Source organism: Oculatella sp. LEGE 06141 (assembly GCF_015207605.1).
Taxonomy (GTDB): domain Bacteria; phylum Cyanobacteriota; class Cyanobacteriia; order Elainellales; family Elainellaceae; genus Oculatella.
Map to the genome: position 1 here is coordinate 42,910 of NZ_JADEWO010000035.1, position 21,035 is coordinate 63,944.

11 protein-coding genes and 1 riboswitch are annotated in these 21,035 nt (G+C 52.4%); of the genes, 5 read left to right on the forward strand and 6 right to left on the reverse strand.

Annotated elements, in window-relative coordinates:
• Positions 1–337 precede the first annotated feature (337 nt).
• Positions 338–1,252, forward strand: coding sequence for a cation diffusion facilitator family transporter (locus IQ268_RS21005; protein ID WP_193883385.1), 915 nt, complete (start codon positions 338–340; stop codon positions 1,250–1,252).
• A 50-nt stretch (positions 1,253–1,302) separates the two neighbouring features.
• Here IQ268_RS21005 and IQ268_RS21010 read toward each other — a convergent pair whose 3' ends face one another.
• The 3 genes from IQ268_RS21010 to IQ268_RS21020 form a co-directional block, all read right to left on the reverse strand.
• A complete protein-coding gene (locus IQ268_RS21010) occupies positions 1,303–2,949 on the reverse strand; it encodes a sodium:proton antiporter (RefSeq protein WP_193883387.1) in 1,647 nt (548 codons plus the stop codon).
• A gap of 96 nt (positions 2,950–3,045) precedes the next feature.
• Positions 3,046–3,132, reverse strand: a riboswitch (Fluoride riboswitch).
• Positions 3,133–3,271: 139 nt separating this feature from the next.
• Complete coding sequence (locus tag IQ268_RS21015) at positions 3,272–6,067, reverse strand: pitrilysin family protein (RefSeq protein WP_228035588.1); 2,796 nt, start codon at positions 6,065–6,067, stop codon at positions 3,272–3,274.
• Between the two features lie 114 nt (positions 6,068–6,181).
• Complete coding sequence (locus IQ268_RS21020) at positions 6,182–8,839, reverse strand: adenylate/guanylate cyclase domain-containing protein (RefSeq protein ID WP_193883390.1); 2,658 nt, start codon at positions 8,837–8,839, stop codon at positions 6,182–6,184.
• A 1,004-nt stretch (positions 8,840–9,843) separates the two neighbouring features.
• On the opposite strand from IQ268_RS21020, the gene IQ268_RS33275 reads away from it, so the two are divergent.
• Complete coding sequence (locus IQ268_RS33275) at positions 9,844–10,404, forward strand: M23 family metallopeptidase (protein ID WP_370584691.1); 561 nt, start codon at positions 9,844–9,846, stop codon at positions 10,402–10,404.
• Positions 10,405–10,505: 101 nt separating this feature from the next.
• Here the strand turns inward: IQ268_RS33275 and IQ268_RS21030 are convergent, their stop codons facing one another.
• A complete protein-coding gene (locus IQ268_RS21030) occupies positions 10,506–11,642 on the reverse strand; it encodes an ABC transporter permease (RefSeq protein WP_193883392.1) in 1,137 nt (378 codons plus the stop codon).
• Between the two features lie 126 nt (positions 11,643–11,768).
• The gene (locus IQ268_RS21035) at positions 11,769–12,143 is read right to left on the reverse strand and encodes a DUF1823 family protein (protein ID WP_193883436.1); all 375 of its coding nucleotides are present in this window, start codon (positions 12,141–12,143) and stop codon (positions 11,769–11,771) included.
• A gap of 161 nt (positions 12,144–12,304) precedes the next feature.
• Between IQ268_RS21035 and IQ268_RS21040 the strand changes: the two genes are divergently transcribed.
• Positions 12,305–12,868: a type 1 glutamine amidotransferase domain-containing protein gene (locus IQ268_RS21040; protein WP_193883394.1), complete on the forward strand. Its 564-nt coding sequence runs from the start codon at positions 12,305–12,307 to the stop codon at positions 12,866–12,868.
• Positions 12,869–13,372: 504 nt separating this feature from the next.
• Positions 13,373–15,361 carry an aconitate hydratase gene (locus IQ268_RS21045; protein ID WP_193883396.1) on the forward strand — a complete coding sequence of 663 codons (1,989 nt, stop codon included), beginning with the start codon at positions 13,373–13,375 and terminating at the stop codon, positions 15,359–15,361.
• Between the two features lie 26 nt (positions 15,362–15,387).
• On the opposite strand, the gene ggt is transcribed toward IQ268_RS21045, so the two are convergent.
• The gene (gene ggt, locus IQ268_RS21050; RefSeq protein WP_193883398.1) at positions 15,388–16,956 is read right to left on the reverse strand and encodes a gamma-glutamyltransferase; all 1,569 of its coding nucleotides are present in this window, start codon (positions 16,954–16,956) and stop codon (positions 15,388–15,390) included.
• A gap of 250 nt (positions 16,957–17,206) precedes the next feature.
• Between ggt and IQ268_RS21055 the strand changes: the two genes are divergently transcribed.
• A complete protein-coding gene (locus IQ268_RS21055) occupies positions 17,207–21,013 on the forward strand; it encodes a PAS domain S-box protein (RefSeq protein WP_193883400.1) in 3,807 nt (1,268 codons plus the stop codon).
• Positions 21,014–21,035: the final 22 nt, after the last annotated feature.

Here is a 21,035-nt window from a genome sequence, read left to right on the forward strand (position 1 = left end):
GGATGTGGTTACTCCTAGTGGTGCCCCTATCCCAAATGAAATGCTGGGACCAGTCTAAGAGCAGTGAATGTTGGGTTCAGTTGAATGCTCAAGTTAGCAAGTTTCAACATGCCAGTGACAGACCGGAGTGTACTGGCAGATGTTCATCCTAACAGAAATAGGGGCACTGTTCGTTGCGAGGCGATTTGAAACGGATTAAATGTCTCTGGTAAAGGCGTAGCATCCGGCTGATGGCAAGCCCCCTGCTTTGAGCAATCCCTGGACGTTGCCTTTTGGTTTACTCTAAATGTCGTATAAATGTCGTAGAGTGCAGTTCTGTTGTGTTTCAGGTAGGTGAATGAGTGCTACTTCAGCCCGTTCTTATGCGGTTCTTTCGATCGCCACGGCTGTAGTGACGATCGCCCTCAAAACGGGTGCTTATTTACTCACCGATTCAGTGGGGTTGCTATCAGATGCGCTGGAATCAAGCGTTAATTTAGTGGCTGCGATCGCGGCGTTTTGGGCTTTAAGCTTTGCAGCTAAACCACCCGATGCCGAACACACCTTTGGACATTCCAAAGCAGAATATTTTTCCAGCGGGCTAGAGGGATCATTGATTCTCGTGGCGGCGGTTAGCATTGCCATTGCGGCCTGGGGACGGTTAGGTAATCCTCAACCTCTGGAACAGTTGAGCATTGGTTTGCTCCTTTCTCTCGTTTCAACCGTCATCAATGGCGGTGTGGCAATCATCTTGCTCAAAGCGGGGAAACGCCTGCGCTCGATTACATTACGTGCCGATGCCCACCATTTGTTCACCGATGTTTGGACCTCTATTGGAATTTTTGTGGCGCTGGCGCTGGTGAAGTGGACGGGATGGCTGATCCTGGACCCGCTTATTGCCTTATTGGTTGCGGCAAATATTGTGTGGGCTGGGGTGCGGCTTTTGAGGGAAACCGGGTCAGGGTTGCTGGATGAATCTCTCCCGGCTGCGGAACAAGCCCTGATTACAAATATCTTGACTCAGTATCAAAATCAGGGGCTTTACTTTCATGCCATGCGAACCCGCTCTGCTGGCTCACGTCGTTTCGTTTCGTTCCACGTTTTAGTTCCCGGAGATTGGACGGTGAAGCAGGGGCATGATCTGTGTGAAGAGATTGAGCTAGCCATTATTGAAGCACTGCCCGATACTCATGTTTCCACTCATTTAGAACCGCTAGAAGATCCAGTGTCCTGGAGCGATCAAGAGCTAGATCGACCTCACACCAATCCATAGTTCGTTGTTTAAAGGGATTTTCGACTGGCTCCTGGTTGGGGGCGATCGCCCTATGCCCCCCTTTCGGAAGCAGGACGGATTGGTCTATCCACGGTAATCACAGGAATAGAACTCATTTCCAAAACGGCCTGAGACACCGAACCCACTACCACATCTTCCCAGGGACGATGCCCCCGTTTGCCAATCACCACATCAGTTACGCACCGTGCTTCAGCCACTCGCACAATTTCTTCCGGAACGGCACCAACTTGAGTAGTGAACTCATGGCGAATATCGGCCAGTAGCTGCCTGGCTCGGTTGCGTAATTGCTCTGCTGCCTGTGCGTCACCCGTATTGTCTACATACAACACAATCACATCACCGTTGCTGCGTCGCGCCAGGTCTGCCGCCTTGAGGAGTACCTGGGTAGCTAAGGAGGATGTGTCTACCGCTGCCAAAAAGATGGGACGACCCGTAACCGCCACCCTGGTTGGATCAACCTCTCCTTTGGTTAACAGCCTGGGTGCAAACACCTGTGTTGCCCAAGCGCCAATAGGAGCGGTGGTTAAGATTGAGAGGGCGGCGATCGCCAGAATAATCTCTCCGCCTTCAATTCCAGCCGCCAACGGCAATGCACCGATCGCCGCTTGCACCGTTGCCTTTGCCATGTTTCCCGGCAGCAGAAATAATTTCTCTTTTGCCGTCCAATTACTGCCCAGGGTAGAGAGATACCAGCCAATGGCGCGACCCACCACCAGACCAAGCAATAAAATCAACAACCCTGGCAGCAGCACTGTGCCCAACACCTGAAGTTGGAGGGTTGCCCCCAACAAAACAAACAGCACAATTTCTGCAACCGCCCACAGCACATCAAACCCACTCCGCAACAGCCGCGCCAGGGGAGGATCGAATTCAATTAAAAAGAACCCCATTGCCATCACAGCCAGATACCCAGAGTAATAGGGAAATACCTCGGCAAAAACGACCAGAAACAAGGCCGCTCCAGCCGCAAGAATCATGTCTTGCACGACGGTGCGCGTCCAGTTTTGCTGAACTAACAGCACCACCAACAGCCGCGCTGCCAAAAAGCCAGCCGCTAATCCCAACCCAATTTCGAGGACGACTTGAAACGGCAACAGTTGCACAGCGGTCAGGGTGATGCCACCGGGCAAGGCGATCGCCTCCACACCACCCTGCCCCAAAAAGTTGAGCAACAGGCTAAACATCAGCAGCAGCAACACGTCAGACAGGGCACTGCCGGTCAAAATAGCGTCTGGTATACCTTTTGTGACTCCCCAACCCTGGCTTTTCAGCCGCAGCATCCCCGGCACAATGACCGCTGGCGATTCTGCTCCAACCACACAGCCCAACAGTAAACCCGTCAGGAAATCAAACTGAAATAGCAGCATGGAGGCCAGCGCCACAACGATCGCCTCCAGGGTGGCAGGCAGAAACCCCAACCGCAATGCTACTGTACCCTGCTGCACCAGCTTTTCCCGATCCAGCCCCAGTCCTGCTTTCATCAGGATGATCATGACTGCCACCAGGCGCAGCTCATCTGCGGCTTCTAGCACATCAGGACTGATCAAATCTGCAAACTGAGGGCCGATCGACACACCAGCAACAATCATGCCGATCAGAGGAGGTGCCCCCAACCGTTGAGCAAACTGACCAGCAAAAAAGCCCATCAACAAAATCCATAGCGCACTGGCTAACATTCCTTTCTCCTCGAATGATGTGCAGCAACGACGATGTTGCCAGAGGAGTTAGGAGCAAGCCTTTTGTGCCATAGCCCTACTCCCTGGCAACAAGCCAGAACAGTAGGAGCCATCAGCCTTAACCTGTAGCCATAACGCTAACGGTTTGCGGCGGTTAGGGTGAGCTCCATCACCCAATTTTCAAATGAGCATATCACAGGTTGGTTGTCCTTATTGGTTCAGGATGAAAGTGTGGTTTAAAGGGTTCAAAGGCATTTCCTAATGAAATCCCCCAACAGTGCGCGCAGGCATGTTGGGGGATTTCTGGGCGAGGGTATCCGAGTTAGCGAGAGCTGGTGGTTTCAGCGCTGCCTGGGCCTGCCGTTACGATGACGAGGTTGTCTGGATGAATCAAATCCTCGATCGCCTGCTGTACCTGGTCCAACGTTACCGCTTCGATTTGCTGCGGGAATTGGCGAATTTCTTCTAAATCCAGTCCGTAGATTTCGTTGCGTAAGATGCTGTAGGTCAGGTAATTGGGGTCAGACAACTCCACGGGATACGTACTCATAATGGAGCGTTTTGCCGCTTCTAGTTCCGCGTTGGTGATGCCGTGCTGACGCAGTTGTTTGAGCAGAGCCAGGGTGCTGTCGATCGCCTGGTTCACGTCCTCAGGAGCCGTTTGCATAACCACGGCAAAGGGGCCAGAGTTAATGCCCGCTTGAAAGAAGCTGTTGATGCCGTAAGTTAAACCCTGGCGATCGCGAATTTCAGTTCCCAGACGGCTGGAGAGCGTATTACCTCCCAGAATTTCGTTTAACACCAGTGCCGCATAATAGCGAGAATCCTGACGAGCAATACCGTTGTATCCCATGTAGGTCACGGCTTCTGCTTTGCCCGGAATGGCACGACTCACCTGAGTTGTGGATCGCGGCAAGGAGACGGACGGGACACGTAAGCGAGGGGCTTTGCCCTCGGCCTGCCAATTGCCAAACGACGTATTGAGCAGCGATCGCACCTCGTCTGGGTTGAAGTTACCTACCAGAGCCAGCACCGTCGTATCGGGTCGGTAGTGCGTTCGATAAAAGCGAGCGAGATCCGCCTGAGAAATGCGGCTTAATGTCTCTTCGGTTGGGAAAGAATGGAAGGGATGGTTGGCCGGGTAGATCGCTTGTCGGAACAAGCGCCAACCCAACTGTTGCGGGTCATCCAGTTCAACCTTTAGTGAAATCAGCGATCGCTGGCGGCTCAGTTCTAGCTGGTCGGCAGGAAAGCTAGCCTGTTGCAACACATCCGTCAGCGTTTGCAGTAGCGTCGGCAGTTTTTCGGGTAAGGCGTAGCCGTTGATGCTCACTCCTTCACGGGCGGCTGAAAACGAGAGACTGGCTCCCTCATCTTCCAGGGAGGTGGCGATCGTCAAGGCATCCCGAGTCTGGGTACCATTCAACAGGTTCTCAGCCGTGAGGCTGGCTAGCCCTGCCTTGTTCTCTGGATCAAAGCTGCTTCCGGCTTCCACCCAACCGCTCAGGTTTACCATTGGAATCGTGTCGCTCGGTAGCAGCAAAACACGCAGCCCGTTGTCCAGAACAACCTCATCGGGAAGCGATTGCAGGGTTGAATCAGTCTCTGCCGTAATGGGTGGCAAATAGCGAGCAACCTCTGCCGGGTCAACGGGTTCGCCGGGGCTAAAGTTTTCAATGGCGCGGCTCGAACCACCCGCTGCTGGGGCTTGCCCATCTGCAACGGTCGGTTCAAAGAAGCCGACGGTTCGTTTAGCCGGGTCGAGATAGGTTTGGGCAACCCGCTGAATATCCGCTACGGTCACTTGATCAATGGCAGCTAGATAGCGATCGCCATACTGATAATCTCCAGCGATCGCTTGATAAAATGCGAGCTGGCTGGCCTGACTGGAAACATCCTGGTTGTTTAACACCAGATAGGTTTTGAGCTGGGTCTTGGCTCGGTTCAGCTCGTCTTCAGTAACGCCAGATTGTTGCAGGGTTGCCAGCGTTTGCTGCAATACCCGATCGACATTGGCGATCGCCTGACCGGGTGCTGCCGTGGCATAAATAGAGTACCAACCCGGTTCAATCGGTTCTTCTGGATAGGCTGCAACCGAACTGGCTAATCCCGATTCCACCAGCGCTTGATAAAGGCGAGAACTGCGTCCTCCCGTCAAGATGGTGTCCAGCAAATCGATCGCCGGAACATCGGGATGGCTAATGTTTGGCAGCGGGTACAGCGCTTCCAACAAAGCAGCACTGCCCGGTTCCCGTAGCACAATTGGTTCGGTTGGCGCAGTGGCGATCGCCTCGGTTGGCGCGGTTGGTGCTGGTGTAACTGACGTTGGTGGGTTATCGCCCTGGTTGGGAATGGTGCCGAAGCTGGCTTCAATGGTTGGCAGAATAGATTCGGTGGCAAAGTCGCCCGTAATAACCAGCGTGGCGTTGTTTGGCGCATAGTAGGTCTGGTAATACTGTTTGACCTGCTCCACCGTAAACTGTTCAACATCTGACTTGGTGCCGCCCACTGGCAACCCATAAGAACGATTGGGGAAGGCGGCTCGCATTACGGCACGTCCTAAGCGGTAACTTGGGCGATTTTCGTAGCCTTGCAGTTCCGAGATCACCACTCGCTTTTCGCTGTCGAGCTGTTCTGCCTCTATTAGCGAATTTTGCATCCGATCGGCTTCTAACGCCAAAATTGCGTCTAGCTTGTTGCTCTCAACGGTGTTGAAGTAAGCCGTTTCATCATAGTAAGTAAAGGCGTTAGACTGGCTGCCCAACGCGTTAAAGAGTCGCCCAAACTGAATCGGGCGATCGCTCGTACCTTTGAATAGTAAGTGTTCTAGCTGGTGCGAAATGCCATTCTCGCCCGTTTGCTCGTTGCGCGAACCGACACGATACCATACCTGAACACTAACGACAGGAGCCGTATGAATTTCTTTGGTAACAACGGTTAAGCCGTTGTCTAACACTGTTTTCTGACTGCCTTCCGCCAGGGACAGCGACGGTGCAGATGGAGTGGATGACGCTTCTGCTGCTGTGGTAGCCGCACCAGAAAACATCACGATACTGATGAGAAAACTTAGAAACAGACCCACTAAAACATAGGGATGTCGTTTGATTTGACCAACCATGATGCAAAGATGAACTGCTTAATGTATGAATTGCAGTGGCAAAAAGGGGTAAGACCCTGCAACCTCTTGTAACACAAAACCCCTGTTCATCGTTTTGCCGCAGGATGCTGCGTCTTATTTGGTTGTCATTGTGTAAACGCCATCCCAGGTAGGAGGTGGGGGATTGAGCATATATCGCATGGCTCGTTCTAAATGAACGGCAACGGCCTTATCATCCGGACGAAGTTGCTGTGCCTTTTCAAACAGTTGAATGGCTTGCCTGAAGTGGGTAGATACATAGGCCGATCGCCCGGCGGCATAGAAGTTCAAAAACTCGGTGGTTGCGTCGTCCAACGGTTGCTGGCGATCGGCAATCAGCTCATAAATGCTAACGGGCTTGCTTTTGCCTTTAACGCGAATTCGATCCAGTTCCCGTGTCCAGATGCGATCGCAGCACAACGTGTAGGTGAATTCGCTCAAAATAATGTCGCAGCCATATTCCTTGGTAACCCCTTCCAGGCGCGAGCTAATATCAACCCCCTCGCCAATCACGGTGTAGTCTACCCGCTTCTGGGAGCCAATGTTGCCAGACACCACCTCACCTGAACTCAGCCCCATGCCAATCCGAATCAGGGGTTGTGTTGGCGTACCGCGATCGCGGTTAAACTCTTTCAGCCGTCGCCGCATGTCCAGAGCCGACTGCACCGCCATCCAGGCATGGTCATCGCTTAACGGCAGCGGTGCCCCAAACACCGCCATCAGGGAATCGCCAATAAATTTATCCAGGGTGCCTTCGAAGTTGAAGACCGCCTCCACCATCGTCTCGAAATAATTATTGAGCAGCGATACCACTTCCGTGGCTTGCATCTTCTCGGTGAGCGAAGTGTAGCTACGAATATCGGAGAACAAAATGGTGACATCTCGCCGTTCTCCCTCCATAAACGCATCTTCACCCAACTCCAGCGCCCGCTCTGCCACGTTGGGAGTCATGTAGCGATGCATGGTCGCTCTCATGCGCTTTTCGCGGCTGATATCTTCTAAAACCACCAGCCCGCCCCGAACACTGCCTTCCGGGTTAGTCAACGGATTGACCGTGAGGTTGATGCTACGCTCTACCTGGCGGATCTGAGCCACGTCCAGTACAGATGGAATTGAAGCATGAGGGCGCGAACCCTGTCCGTTTGATTGGCCGTTCTTCCCGGTTGAGTCTTTTCCTTCAGCCTTGTTCCAGGGAATGTAGCGATCGCGGTGGTGGCGATCGCGAATGGCCAGGATATAGGTTGGAATAGCCGTCGGCTCAGCGGCGGCAGGTGATGGGGTTGTCTTGCAGTGGAACGACTCGGTATCGCGAACCTCATACAGCCCAACCACCAGGCTCTGTTCTGGAATATACTGCCTTGCGCCCAGCTTGAGGCTGTCTTCCAACCGCATTTGCAGCCGATCAATAGGCACCATGTCCCACACATAGCGACCCACCAGCTTTCGTAACCATAGCTGTTGCTGCTGCCGCGCTCCTTCTTTTTTAAGCGGACACCCCAACAATTCCAGTGCGGCATCGTTAATGGTGACAATCTTGCCCTGCATGTCCGTTGAAATGACCGCATCCGATAAGCTTTGCAGCATATCTTTCTGGTACTGCTTTTCCAGCAACACGCTTTGAAACAGTTGGGCATTTTCCAGGGCAATTCCAGCCTGAATGTTAAACGCCCGCATAAATTCTTCGTCGGAACTGGTGAAGCTGCCCTGGTGTTTGTTGATCAGTTGCGTTACCCCAATCAGCACGGCTTCGGAGTTGTAAACGGGCATACAGAGAATGTTGCGGGTGTGATATCCGGTGCGGCGATCGGTGCTGGGATCAAACCGGGGATCTTCATAGGCGTAGGGAATATTCAGGGTTTGCCCGGTGGAAGCCACATAGCCAGCAATGCCGCGATCGGCTGGAATCCGAATTTCCATCATGGTTTTGCCGTCGGCCTTTGCCACCTTCGACCAAAGCTGTCCATTGTCGCGATCGAGCAAAAACAAGGTGCTGCGATCGGCCTGCATCAGGTCACGCGCTTCATCCATCACGGCTCGCAACGTCTTTTCTAAATCCAGACTTTGCCCCAAACAGGATGTGGCTTTGAGCAAAGCTGCCACACCTCGCTGGTTTCGAGCCGCAACATAGAACGAATTACAGCTTTCCAGAATGATGCCAATCGATTCGGCAAACTGGCGGAATTGCTCTTCATCTTCCTGGTTGAAGGGCATCCCCGTGAGCTTGTTCAACAACTGCACCACAGCAACCACCCGATTTTTCATGCTAAAAATCGGCATACACAAAATATTGCGCGTGCGGTAGCCCGTTTGCTGATCGACATCCCGATTAAACAGCGGATGGCTATAGGCATCTGGAATATTGAGACAGTCGCCTGTCATGGCAACATGTCCGGCAATGCCCGTGTTAAGCGGCACCCGAATTTCCAGGGACTTGTCTTTTTCGCCCTGAGCAATTTTTGACCACAATTGCTCTTTTTCTTCGTCCACTAAAAAAATAGTGGTGCGATCGGCTTGCAAAATTTGCCCAATTTTAAGGGTGAAGGCTTCCAGGACTTGCTCCAGCATGGTCTCCAGCGCTTCGTTGTTGATCATGTCGATCGCACGAAGGAAGTGCTGAAACTCTGTTGTAATCTGCTCTAGCAAGTCGCGAAACTGAGCAACGGGCAGATCTTTCACCCGTGCCGTGAGGTCACCTTTGCGATTGCCTTGAGACAGGGTCGCTAGCATATCGCCCGAAGAGGATGCGGTTGTCATAACCAGTTATGAAAGGCAAGTACAGCCGTATCTAGGTTGTGACCAGACATCCAACCAACCAACACAGCAGTCGGTTTAGCCTGGAGTCTATCGTTCTCAAGCCTACCAGTAGAGCTAGACGAAAATAATTAAAGTCAGGTTCGTCTCCTCTGCTGGAACCAGTACCAATCGCACCCTGCATAACCTGTATTAAATAGCCTAACGGTTTCAGTGCCGGATTAGGCTCTCTGTTGATTGAGTTCCAGCTTAGTTTAAAAAACTTAACAAATTTCCATTCGTTTTACCGGGGTAGCTTCTTGTTTTTGTGGTTGACTGAATAATTAATTGAAAAAACGTGTGTTTACCTGCCACCATTGCTGCCTCTGTAGGGTGGCCTCTGCTGCGGTCTGTTGGGCTTCCTGCGCTCGAACCGCCAGCATTGCCGCCAGGATTGAAGAAACAGATTGAGAAATAGATCAGGTAAGCCGCCGATCCTTACCAATCGTTGATGGAAGCGATCGCGAGTACCCAGGACGGTTCCAAGCCTCCCTTGGCCTCTAAAAAGTTGCTCGTGGCGGGAACCCTATTCATCAATCGACTTCAAAACAGCAAGAGGCCAGGGTTAGGGCAAAAAGCCAAACGCCGTTGGCGCGTTCCCCGCATCTACTGATCGATTCGTCTAAAATCTGTTCGTCATTGCTCAGTGTTATTGGTGCCCCAACAGAATGGTTGACAAACGAACGCATGAGGATATTAAACAAGGCTTGACGCTGCCGACCCCATCGAAGCACACCATCCGTTTTGGTAAACTCCTGCTTTTGACGGGTTTAGGGCTGGCGGCATTAGTGGTGCTGGAATCTCATCAGCCGATGGTTGGTGCGCTCGACCTGGGAAAGCTGCCGATCGCCCCTACTAATCCACTGCGGTTAAATCCGCCGTCGGTTGCTGAAGTGCCAACCACCGAGGCCAAGCCATCTCCAGTCGCGAGTCCGCAGGCGAAAGAAGCGAACCCCCAGCCGTCCACACTGGCGATTAACGTGGGCGATGCCAATAACGCCTCCGAGCCAAATATAGCGGCTGTCGATCCGCGCCAAATGCGGCTCCCCCAGTGGCAAGGTGCCTCATTCCCGGTGGAAAATTTTCAGGCGTATACTTCTCCTTTTGGTTATCGACAGTCGCCCAGCGGTGGCTACTCTCAGGAGTTTCATTACGGGCTAGATATGGCGGCTCCAGAAGGAAGCTATATTCGCAACTGGTGGGGCGGTAAGGTGGTAGAAGTGACCGACAACAGTAATTGCGGCACATCCGTAGTGGTTGAGTCGGGCAGTTGGTTGCACATTTACTGCCATATGCAGGGGCATGTGGAGGTGGCTAACGGACGACGGTATATGATCGATCGCAGCGGCGGCATCCAGATTTGGGAAGGGCAAGATCTTCCTGCTGGTACCCGCATTGGTCGCGTGGGCATGACGGGACGCACCACAGGACCACACCTGCACTGGGGCATGAAGTACAGCGAAAACTGGGTTGACCCTGCACTGGTGCTGCGAGCGATGTATTCCGAGCAGCAAAATGCGGCACGGTGATCGGGGTTGGATTAATTGGATTACTTGAATTAAGTAGATAAACCTGTCGGAAGAGCCGCGATGTTAATCACGGCTCTTTTGTATGCATGAGGCGATCGCCCCTAACGTTGGAGGTTGCGCGGATCTAATGCATCTCGCAGTCCATCACCCAGCAGGTTAAACGCCAACACGGTTAGCACAATTAAAAAAGCAGGCGACCACACCAACCACGGTTGCAGCACCAGAATGGAGGCGTTGGTTGCTAGAGACAGCATGTTTCCCCAGGACGGGTCGGGCTGTTGAATACCCAATCCGATCAGGCTGAGAACGGCCTCTGCCACAATGAAGCTGGGAATTGACAGGGTTGCCGAAATGATAATGTAGGTTGCCGTTTGGGGCAGCACATGGCGGGTAATGATGTAGAACGATCGCCCTCCCATGGCTCGTGCCGCTTGCACAAACTCTCTTTCTTTAATGGAGAGTACCTGGCCTCGAATCACCCGTGCTAACCCAGCCCAGCTCACAAACGAGGTGATAAGGACAATCAGCAAAAAGCGCTGAGACGTACCCAGACCGGGCGGTAAAACGGCAGCTAAGGCCACCAGCAGATAAATGGTTGGAATCGTCATCAACACTTCAACCACCCGCATCAGCGAGGCATCCACGAACCCGCCAAAGTAACCCGAAATGCCGCCAATCAGCATTCCCAGCGGGAAGGAAATAATGATGCCCACTAAACCAATGCTGAGGCTAATTCGCCCACCGTACAGCAGGCGGCTAAATTGGTCGCGCCCCTGTTCATCCGTTCCCAATAAATTAATTCTGGCTTCTCCGGTAGTGCCAAACAGATGCCGATTGCCGGGAATGCCGGGAAAGAGTTCAATTTCCTCAAACTGCGGTTCGCTTAAGGAAAAGCGGGTGGGCAAAGGTAACTGAACTTGCAAGAAGCGATACTCTGTTCCTGCCGCAAACAGGCGCAGCGGCACAGGCTGGCTGAAATCTACGCTTAGCAGGCGATCGCCCGTTTCCAAATCAACCGGCCCCTGGGTGACGCGGTAAACATGGGGGCCAATAAAGCGTCCGTCCTGAGTTTGCCAATGAATCTGGGTTGGCGGCAGCAGCGAGCCATCCAATTGCGATGTGTAGGGATCGTATGGTGCCACAAATTCGGCTGCAATGACCGACAGATAAAAGATCAGCAGCACGATCGCCCCAAACTTAGCAAGAGAGTTACTTCTAAGCTTTTGCCACCAGTTCATACGCCATTATGTTGATCGGATTGTGTTGATTATAGAGGGTTGCCCCTGGGGTGTGGGCGTTGGCAGGGGAAGTATCGCAAATATTAGGGAATTTAGATGAGGCCATTAAAGACGACTGCTATGGGGTCACTCTTCTGGAGGGTGTTCCTTGATGTAGCTCAGCAGCCAGTTGGCCAGGGTGGCACGGCGAGTTTTACGCGGAACAAGTTCGTTGACTTTGTAGCCTTCAAAGCCAAGCTGTTCTTTGAGGAGCTGTTTGTTTGCTTTGGGAATCGATCGCGTCAATTTTACAGTAGCCGGACGACTGCCGATGAAATCGGGGGGGTCGGGGTACGCTTCTTGCCAGTCAGCCGGGACAGCAGAAGTGTCCCATGCGCCAGTTCTGGAGTCGTAACGATATCCTAAACAGTGCCAGACAAGCCGGTTTGCTGTATCGTCGGCGATCGCATCTTGCAAAATAGCCCAAATTGTATCGGTATTAAGCGGCGGTAAATCCAGCATTAGTTGCAGCGTCAATAAAACTATCTACTAAACCCTAAAAAGTGGGCAACTAGCTAAGGGTAGAACCCAGGCAAATCTATGATCTGACTATGAACGGAGTTTAGAATAGATCTGGCTCAATAGCATAGGAGGTGAATGAGATCAGGAGATGACAGAGTATTATGGCAAACCGTCAACTCGAAGGTAAAAAAATCGCAATTTTAGTCGCTGATGGCTTTGAGCAATCCGAGTTAACTGAGCCAAAAAAAGCATTAGAAGAAGCAGGCGCACAAACTCACATTGTGTCACCTAATAGTGACACGGTAAAAGGCTGGCAAATGACCGACTGGGGCGATGAGTTCCCGGTTGACCTGCAAATTGACAAGGCCAATCCTCAAAATTACGATGCGTTGCTGTTACCAGGAGGTGTTTACAATCCTGATAAGCTGCGTCGTAGTCAAAAAAATATCGAGTTTATCAGAGCATTTGTGAATGCCAATAAACCGATCGCTGCAATCTGCCACGGCCCTTGGACGCTAATTGATGCGGAAGGCGTTAAAGGCCGCAAAATGACATCCTTTATGTCCATTCAAACCGACTTAAAAAACGCAGGCGCAAACTGGGTTGATGAGGAAGTTGTGGTTGATGGTAACTTAGTCACCAGCCGCAAACCCGACGATATTCCGGCCTTCAATCGCAAAATGATTGAAGTATTTGCAGAGCAGGGTGCGGTTACGGCTCGTTAGAGGATGTTCTAAAAGTTTGATTAGTTACCCGATAGGTGTAGGGGCGAAGCATTCGGTAGACAATGTCTCGGTTGTTCCAGCCATCCTGATTCGAATGCTTCGCCCCTACCGAGACGTGAAAGATACTTTTCAAACACTCTCTTAGAGTTTGTTTTGTCCCGTAGGGAATCCAACGCTAACATTCGCTGCAAACGCGATCGCCTCTTTTCCGATTGGGAAGGGAGGCGATCGCGTTTATAGGACTGGTGTGTCAACGAAAACCTGACAGTAAGAAGCTTCCAAAAACGGGTTTTGTGCGGCTCTATCTTTGGGTAGAAATAGGAGGCGATCGCGTTTGCTGGAGGGGCAACAGTAAACTATTGCACGGATCAACTGGACTAATTTTTTCTAGGATCAAATCAACTCACTGATTTGGCCTATACAACCGTTTCTATTTTCATCCAAAGATATTTGACATCAAACGCAACCCGTTTTTACTAAACTCTCAAATTAAATAGCGTGACTATGAATGTAACTCAAAAGCTAATTCAGTCTCATCTCGTTTCAGGCAACATGAGTGCTGGCGAGGAAATTGGCCTCAAAATTGACCAATCATTGACCCAGGACGCGACTGGAACAATGGTGATGCTAGAGCTAGAAGCAATGGGACTCGATCGTGTTAAAACAGAACTCTCTGCCCAATATGTAGACCACAATCTGCTGCAAACAGATTACAAAAACGCGGATGACCATCTCTTTTTGCGATCGGCCTGTCAACGGTTTGGCATCTGGTACAGCCGTCCCGGTAACGGGATTAGCCATGCAGTACACATGGAACGGTTTGGTATTCCAGGCAAAACGCTGATCGGCTCGGACAGCCACACCCCGGCTGCCGGGTCAATGGGCATGTTAGCCTTTGGTGCTGGGGGCATTGATGTGGCAATGGTGATGGCAGGTGAGCCGATGTACATCAAAATGCCGCGCGTGTTGGGCGTGAAGCTCAGCGGGCAACTGCCAGACTGGGTCAGCGCCAAGGACGTTGTGCTGGAAATGCTGCGTCGTTATGATGTCCAGGGCTGTCGCGGCATTGTGATTGAATACTACGGCTCTGGTTTGAACCATCTCAGCGCGATGGATCGGCATGTGATCGCCAACATGGGCACCGAAATGGGAGCCACAACTACGGTTTTTCCCTCCGACCAAGAGGTGAAGCACTTTTTAGAGACTCAACAGCGAGGCCATGACTGGGTTGAGCTGGTGGCCGATCCAGAGGCGAAGTACGATTTGTACGATGAAATTAATTTGTCTGAACTAGAACCGTTGATTGCCTGCCCCAGCAGTCCGGGCAACGTGGTGCCCGTGCGGGATGTGGCCGGACGACCCGTTAATCAGGTGGTGGTGGGTTCTTCCGCTAATCCCGGTTTGCGCGATTTCTGGATGGTGAGCCGACTGGTTCAGGGGCGAATGGCAAGCGATCGCGTCTCGTTTGATGTCAACCCCACCTCGCGGCAACTGGTGGAAAACCTGGCGGCAATGGATGCTTTTATTCCGCTGATCCACGCTGGGGCGCGATTTCACCAGGCTGGCTGTTTGGGCTGCATCGGCATGGGTCAGGCTCCGGCCTCGCAGCAAATTTCGCTTCGCACCATGCCGCGCAATTTTCCCGGTCGCTCTGGCACTGCCGATGATCGGGTTTACCTGTGCAGCCCCGAAACGGCGGCGGCGGCGGCACTCACAGGCAAAATTACCGATCCGCGAGAGCTGGAAGCGCTGTATGGCATGACCTATCCTCAATTCGTGCCGCCAGAACCGGAAATGACCAATACCGATATGTTAGTGCCGCCAGGGGAAAACAACCGCCAAATTGAGTTGGAGAAAGGCCCCAACATCAAGTCTTTTCCTGAGTTTGGTCAACTGCCTGAGTCATTGCTGGTGCCCGTTTTGTTGAAGGTGAAAGACAACATTTCCACCGACGAAATTATGCCTGCCGGGGCGCGAGTGCTGCCCTTTAGAAGCAACATTCCGGGGATTAGCCAGTTTGTTTATTATCTGGAAGATGAAACCTTTCCAGAACGCGCTAAAACGGCTCAAGCCACATTTGGTGGACATGTGGTGGTAGCAGGTGATAACTATGCTCAAGGATCGAGCCGGGAACATGCGGCGATCGCCCCTCGTTATCTGGGTCAAGTAGCCGTTTTAGCCAAGTCTTACGCCCGCATTGGCTGGCAGAATCTGGTGAATTTTGGCATCATGCCGCTGGAGTTTGTTAACCCTGCCGACTACGACACAATTGACCAGGGCGACACCATTCGGCTCGACGGTTTACGCCACTCGCTCAGCCAGGAAAAGCCGATTCGAGTTCAAAATGTAACCAAAAACCTGACCTATGAAATGACCCACAGCCTCAGCGATCGCCAGCGTGACATCATGCTGCACGGCGGATTAATTAATCGGTTCAAAGTAACCCAACCCGACTTTGAACTCAAAAAACCTGCGGAGTTGCCGATTCAATAACCTGATCGCGCCTGCCCTGCCTCACCTTATGGATAAGTAGCGATCGCTCCTCCACGACGGCGATCGCCTGCACCGCTGATCAGGTCGTCCTGTTCTTCAACCGCATGAACGCCGCCAAAGAACAGGCTTTGCTCGTGCCAGAGCGTTAGCTCACCATTGAAGGGAAACTGAGCGCGATCGATTGCCAATTGGTCAAACCCTGGCTCAACGTTAAACACATCATTTTCCCAATGCACTCTGGGAAAGTTAACGGCATCCTCCACGGGCATGTTGAAATCGACAATATTAGAAATAACCTGAAAAATTGCCGTTCGAATTCGGTTGGAACCGCCCGACCCCAGCACAATTTCGGGTTGCCGATCCTTCAGCACAATAGTAGGAGCCATCATGGATGAAATTCGCACGTTTTCTTGCCACTGATGGAAGCCATTGGGATGCAAATCGGCTTCGCCTAACATGTTGTTGACCATAATGCCCGTCCCCGGAATCATGTAGGATGATCCTTCTCCGTTGGACGTAGTGGCACTCGCCGCATTGCCTTCACTGTCGATCGCGCTGACATGGGTAGTGCTGCCCCATTTGTTGACCGAGTAGGGCAACTGCGCCAACAGTTGAGCTTTGTAAGGTTCTGCATGGCGATCGGCCAAAAACCGGGACGCAATATCGGCCTCATACAGCCGCTCATCATAGCCATCGGTACGCGCCTCATTCGTCAGGCGCATCACCTGCGCCAACAGCGTGAGATGCTCGGTTGAACCAAACTGAATTTGGCTTAAATCAACGTGGGACAACAGCGACAGAGCAAAGGCAATCAGCGTGCCGCCCGAACTGGGAGGCGGATTCGTTAAAAACGTGGTGTTGCGGTAGCACGTCATCAACGGTTCTCGTTCAATCACCTGGTAGTGTTTCAAGTCATCCAGGGTGAGGTATCCCCCTCGTTCCTGACAGTCCTTTACCAACTGTTGGGCAATCTCTCCTTGATAAAATGCCCGTGGCCCCTGCTCGGCCAAGTGCGTTAATGTCTCTGCCAGTGCCGGGATGGTCAACCGTTCACCCGCTTTTAACAGCGTGCCATTGGGTGCATAAACGGCACGCGCTTCATCTGAAGCCAGCAAAATTGGACTGAGAATTTGAAAACAAAATGCCTGAAATTGAGTCATATCTACGCCAGTTTTGGCATAGTGAACGGCAGGTTCAGTCACAACCTTGAATGGTAACCGTCCTAACCGTTTGTGAACATGGAAAATGCCGCCCATGGTGCCAGGAACCGCCATTGAACCTAACCCGATATGAAACTCCTGAACTGCGGTTCCAAAGTTCACATCCACCGGGTAAAAGTCAATTGCTTCTGGCGATCGCTTCTGCCGTGGGGTTTGGGGAAAGAAGTCAAATAAAATATTCTGGTTGTGATGCGTGTGGGCTAACAAAAAACCGCCCCCTGCCGCCGAGGTTAAGGTCGGTTCCACCACAAACGAAGCTAAAACGGCAGCACAAACCGCATCAAATACATTGCCGCCCAAACGAAACATTTCAATTCCCGCTTCAGCCGTTTTTTCATGCCCAGCGGCGATCGCCCCACGGATTGGTACAGCCATAAAACTTGCGAATTAGCACTAAGTGAAGAAGCGAACGGTTGCAACGTTATCGCAGTTTACAACGCCAGATGACAATCAACCGGATGTTGGGTCATACCGCCTAATTTCCTGCCGTAGGCTCATGTGGTTTAGCAGGCGGCCAATCTATACTCTGATTGACGACATGGCTTTGGAGGGTTTCCTCCCTTGCCGAATTAGCCTTATTTTGCGTTGAACTGGCCTTACCGACTCCAACCCGTGCCCTGAACCTATGTTGTTAGGATTACGATCAGCTTGGCAACGCTACGCGATCGCGTTGCTAGTAGTATCTACCGCTTTTGGATTAAAACTTGCATTTGATCCGTTACTAAAGATTGAAAGCCCCTTTTTAATCTTCCTGGGCGCTGTTATGGTCAGCGCCTGGTATGGCGGTAGAGGTGCAGGCTGGTTGGCAACGCTGGTAGCAACGCTCATCATCAGCTATTTCTTTCTATCACCGTTTCATGCACTTGTATCGAGCAGTTTAGGGCAAAACCTGCGGGTGGTTTTGTTTCTGGTCGAAGGCGGGTTAATTAGTCTGCTGATTGCAGCGTTCCACGATACAAAACAAGAAGCTAAGACCAGCATCACTTCGTTAACAGAGCGAGAAGAACAGTTTCGTCAACTCACCGAAAACATCCACGAAGTATTTTGGATGTCTGATGCGGTGCAGCAAACGATTCTTTATGTTAGCCCTGCCTATGAAGCAATTTGGGGTCGTACCTGCCAGAGCTTATATGACAATTCAAACGGCTTTCTAGATACCATTCATGCCGAGGATCGTGAGCGGATCAAAGCAGCGATCGATCGCCAATGGCAGGGCGAATCGACCGCTGAAGAATACCGCATCGTGCGTCCTGATGGTACCGTGCGCTGGATATGGGATCGAGCCTTTCCCATCTACGACTCGTCGGGGCAGTTTTACCGCATGACGGGTGTTGCTGAAGATATCACCGAGCGCAAGGATGGGGAAAGCGCACTGCGTACCAGTGAAAAACGCTACCGCGCCTTTGTAGAGCAAAGTTCTGAAGGGATCTGGTGTATCGAACTAGAGCAAGCGCTTTCGGTTCATCTGCCAGAAGAAGCGCAAATCCAACAGTTGCACCAATTTGGCTATGTCGCTGAATGCAATAATGTCACGGCTCAAATGTACGGTTTTACCCAAGCCGAAGATGTTGTTGGCAAACGGATTACAGAGTTTTTAACGTCAGCTACGGCTGATACCACTGAATCTATTCGCAAGTTTATTCGGGCTGGCTATCGCGTCAACAACAGCGAATCGTGCCAGACCGACCAGCATGGGCAGACTCGATACTTCCTCAACAACGTTGTCGGCATTGTTGTAGATGAAACGCTAGTGCAGGTGTGGGGTAGCCAGCGAGACATTACCGAGCGGCGGCGCAGCCAGACGCTATTGGGCATCCAAAACCGTATTTTGGAAATGGTGGCGACAGGCGTTAAGTTGACTGATGTGTTGCAGGAATTAGCGCAGTCTATCGAAGCCTATTCGGATGGAGCCATTTGTACCATTCTCCTGGCAGACGAAGCGGTTACCACGCTGCACCTGACCGCTTCCGCCAGTTTGCCAGAGACGTATCAGCAGTTCTTGAGTGCCGGGTTGCCTGTTGGCCACGGATTTGGCACATGTAGTTCGGCGGCGGCTCGTCGAGAGAGGGTAGTGGTGGGCGACATTGCGACCGATCCGGTCTGGCACAAGTATCGCGATCTGGTGCTGCCGCTGGGGTTGAAATCAAGCTGGTCTGTGCCCATTTTTGGCAGCAATGGGGAAGTATTGGGTGCCTTTGGACTGTATTACCGCATACCGCGATGCCCCAGCCTTCAAGACGATGAGCTGGTGGAAATCTCGCGTAAATTGGCGGGTATTGCGATCGAACGCCAACGAGCCGAACGAATTCTCAACCAACTGTTGCTGCGCGAGCAAACGGCCCGAGCAGAGGTTGAATTGCAGCGCTCGTACATGCATTCGCTATTGATGCAGGCTCCCGCTTTAATTTCGATTCAGCGAGGGGCTGATCATGTCTACGAGTTTGCCAATTCGCTGTTTTGCCAGATGATGCGCGATCGCGAATTTTTGGGCAAATCCGTGCGCGAGGTGTTCCCCGAACTGCAAGACCAGGGCTTTTTTAGCTTGCTCGATCGCGTTTACACCACCGGAGAGCCTTACTTTGGAAAAGAAGTCTCGGCCAAACTCGATCGGCGAGGCGAGGGGGGCTTAGAAGAAGGCTTCTTTAACTTTGTCTACCAGCCGATGTATGGCCTGGACGGCACCGTTGAAGGCGTGATGACTTTTGCCTTTGAAGTCACCGATCATGTGTTGTCCCGGCAGCAGGCCGAGATGTTAGCCAAATATCTCCGCAGTCAGCAACGGGCGCTGAGGGAGAGCGAAGAACGCTATCGATCGCTCATTGAAGCCACGTCTCAAATTATCTGGAACACAGAAGCCAGCGGTGCATTTGTAGCCAATCAGCCGCGCTGGAGCGAATTTACCGGGCAAACCTCGGACGAACTGAAGGGGTGGGGATGGCTAAGTGCGGTTCATCCAGAGGATCAGTCCCATACGGCGAGTGCCTGGATTGCTGCCCTGGCAACGCGATCGATGTACGAAGTAGAGCAACGTCTCCGCCGCTGCGATGGCGACTATCGTTACATGCATGTTCGCGCTATCCCAGTGCTTGAGTCAGACGGGACGGTGCGCGAGTGGATTGGGGTTCATACCGATATTACCGATCGCAAACGAGCCGAAGCGGAGCGAGAACAGCTTCTTGTGCGTGAACAGGCCGCCAGAGCCGAGGCCGAAACGGCTAATCGCACGAAGGATGAATTTTTAGCGACCCTATCCCACGAATTGCGGACGCCGCTGAATGCCATGTTGGGATGGACACAACTGCTCCGCACGCGCCGGTTTGATGACCAAACATCTGCCCGCGCCCTGGAAACGATCGAGCGTAATAGCCGTTCTCTGGCGCAGTTAATTGAAGATGTGCTGGACGTTTCTCGCATCATTACTGGCAAACTGCGGCTAAACATTCAAACCGTATCGCTGGAAGCGGTCGTTCGAGCGGCGATCGACACAGTGCATCCGGCAGCCGCAGCCCGCGAGATTCCCGTTGAGTTTATCGCGTCTGAAGCGCCGATTAACCTCCAGGGTGATGCCAGCCGTTTACAGCAGGTGGTGTGGAATCTGTTGTCCAATGCAATTAAGTTCACCTCTAGAGGAGGACAGGTGCAGGTACGACTCGACACGGTGATCCAGGCCGAGGAAAAGCCAACGGAGGCGGGAAGTGAACCGATCGCTGAGGCGGTGCAATCGTTTGAGTATGCGCGAATCAGCGTCAGCGATACCGGACAGGGGATTCGGCCTGAGTTTTTGCCGCATGTCTTCGATCGCTTCCGGCAGGCAGACGGCTCTTTAACGCGATCGCACAACGGGCTGGGGTTAGGACTGGCGATCGTACGCCATTTAGTCGAGCTACATGGGGGAACGGTGCGGGCAGACAGTCCCGGAGAGGGTCAGGGTGCTACGTTTGTCGTTACCTTGCCTATCGGGCAGTGGCGAACCACGGCTCACGCTTCAGGTTTGGATGAGCGCTCGACCGCCAGCCTGCAACCCGTGCAGCACCGCAATACATCGCTTGATGGGCTGCATGTTCTAGTCGTGGATGACGAAGCGGATGCGCGTGAACTGTTGACAACGGCACTGACGCAGTATGGAGCGCAGGTGACCCCTGCGGCCTCAGCATCAGAGGCGATCGCCATTCTGGTTCACGTCATGCCCGATGTATTGGTCAGCGATATCGGTATGCCCGATCAAGACGGCTATACCTTAATCAAGAACGTGCGATCGCTCAAAAATAAGCACGGAGAAGTTTTGCCTGCGGTCGCACTCACCGCGTATGCCAGAAGCGAAGATCGCGACCGGGCGCTAGCAGCCGGATTTCAGCACCATATCTCGAAACCGATCAGCCCAGATGAATTAGCTGCCGTTGTCGCCAATCTGGCTTGTCGTGCCAAATCTTAGCGTAAATGCCTGAGCGCTCCGC

Excerpts from the sequence above, each read along its gene's own strand:
- IQ268_RS21015 (WP_228035588.1), bottom strand. The coding sequence starts at position 6,067 with ATGGTTGGTCAAATCAAACGACATCCCTATGTTTTAGTGGGTCTGTTT.
- ggt (WP_193883398.1), bottom strand. The coding sequence starts at position 16,956 with ATGGCTGTACCAATCCGTGGGGCGATCGCCGCTGGGCATGAAAAAACG.
- IQ268_RS21055 (WP_193883400.1), top strand. The coding sequence starts at position 17,207 with ATGTTGTTAGGATTACGATCAGCTTGGCAACGCTACGCGATCGCGTTG.
- IQ268_RS21040 (WP_193883394.1), top strand. The coding sequence starts at position 12,305 with ATGGCAAACCGTCAACTCGAAGGTAAAAAAATCGCAATTTTAGTCGCT.
- IQ268_RS21005 (WP_193883385.1), top strand. The coding sequence starts at position 338 with ATGAGTGCTACTTCAGCCCGTTCTTATGCGGTTCTTTCGATCGCCACG.
- IQ268_RS21045 (WP_193883396.1), top strand. The coding sequence starts at position 13,373 with ATGAATGTAACTCAAAAGCTAATTCAGTCTCATCTCGTTTCAGGCAAC.
- IQ268_RS21020 (WP_193883390.1), bottom strand. The coding sequence starts at position 8,839 with ATGACAACCGCATCCTCTTCGGGCGATATGCTAGCGACCCTGTCTCAA.
- IQ268_RS21030 (WP_193883392.1), bottom strand. The coding sequence starts at position 11,642 with ATGAACTGGTGGCAAAAGCTTAGAAGTAACTCTCTTGCTAAGTTTGGG.
- IQ268_RS21010 (WP_193883387.1), bottom strand. The coding sequence starts at position 2,949 with ATGTTAGCCAGTGCGCTATGGATTTTGTTGATGGGCTTTTTTGCTGGT.
- IQ268_RS21035 (WP_193883436.1), bottom strand. The coding sequence starts at position 12,143 with ATGCTGGATTTACCGCCGCTTAATACCGATACAATTTGGGCTATTTTG.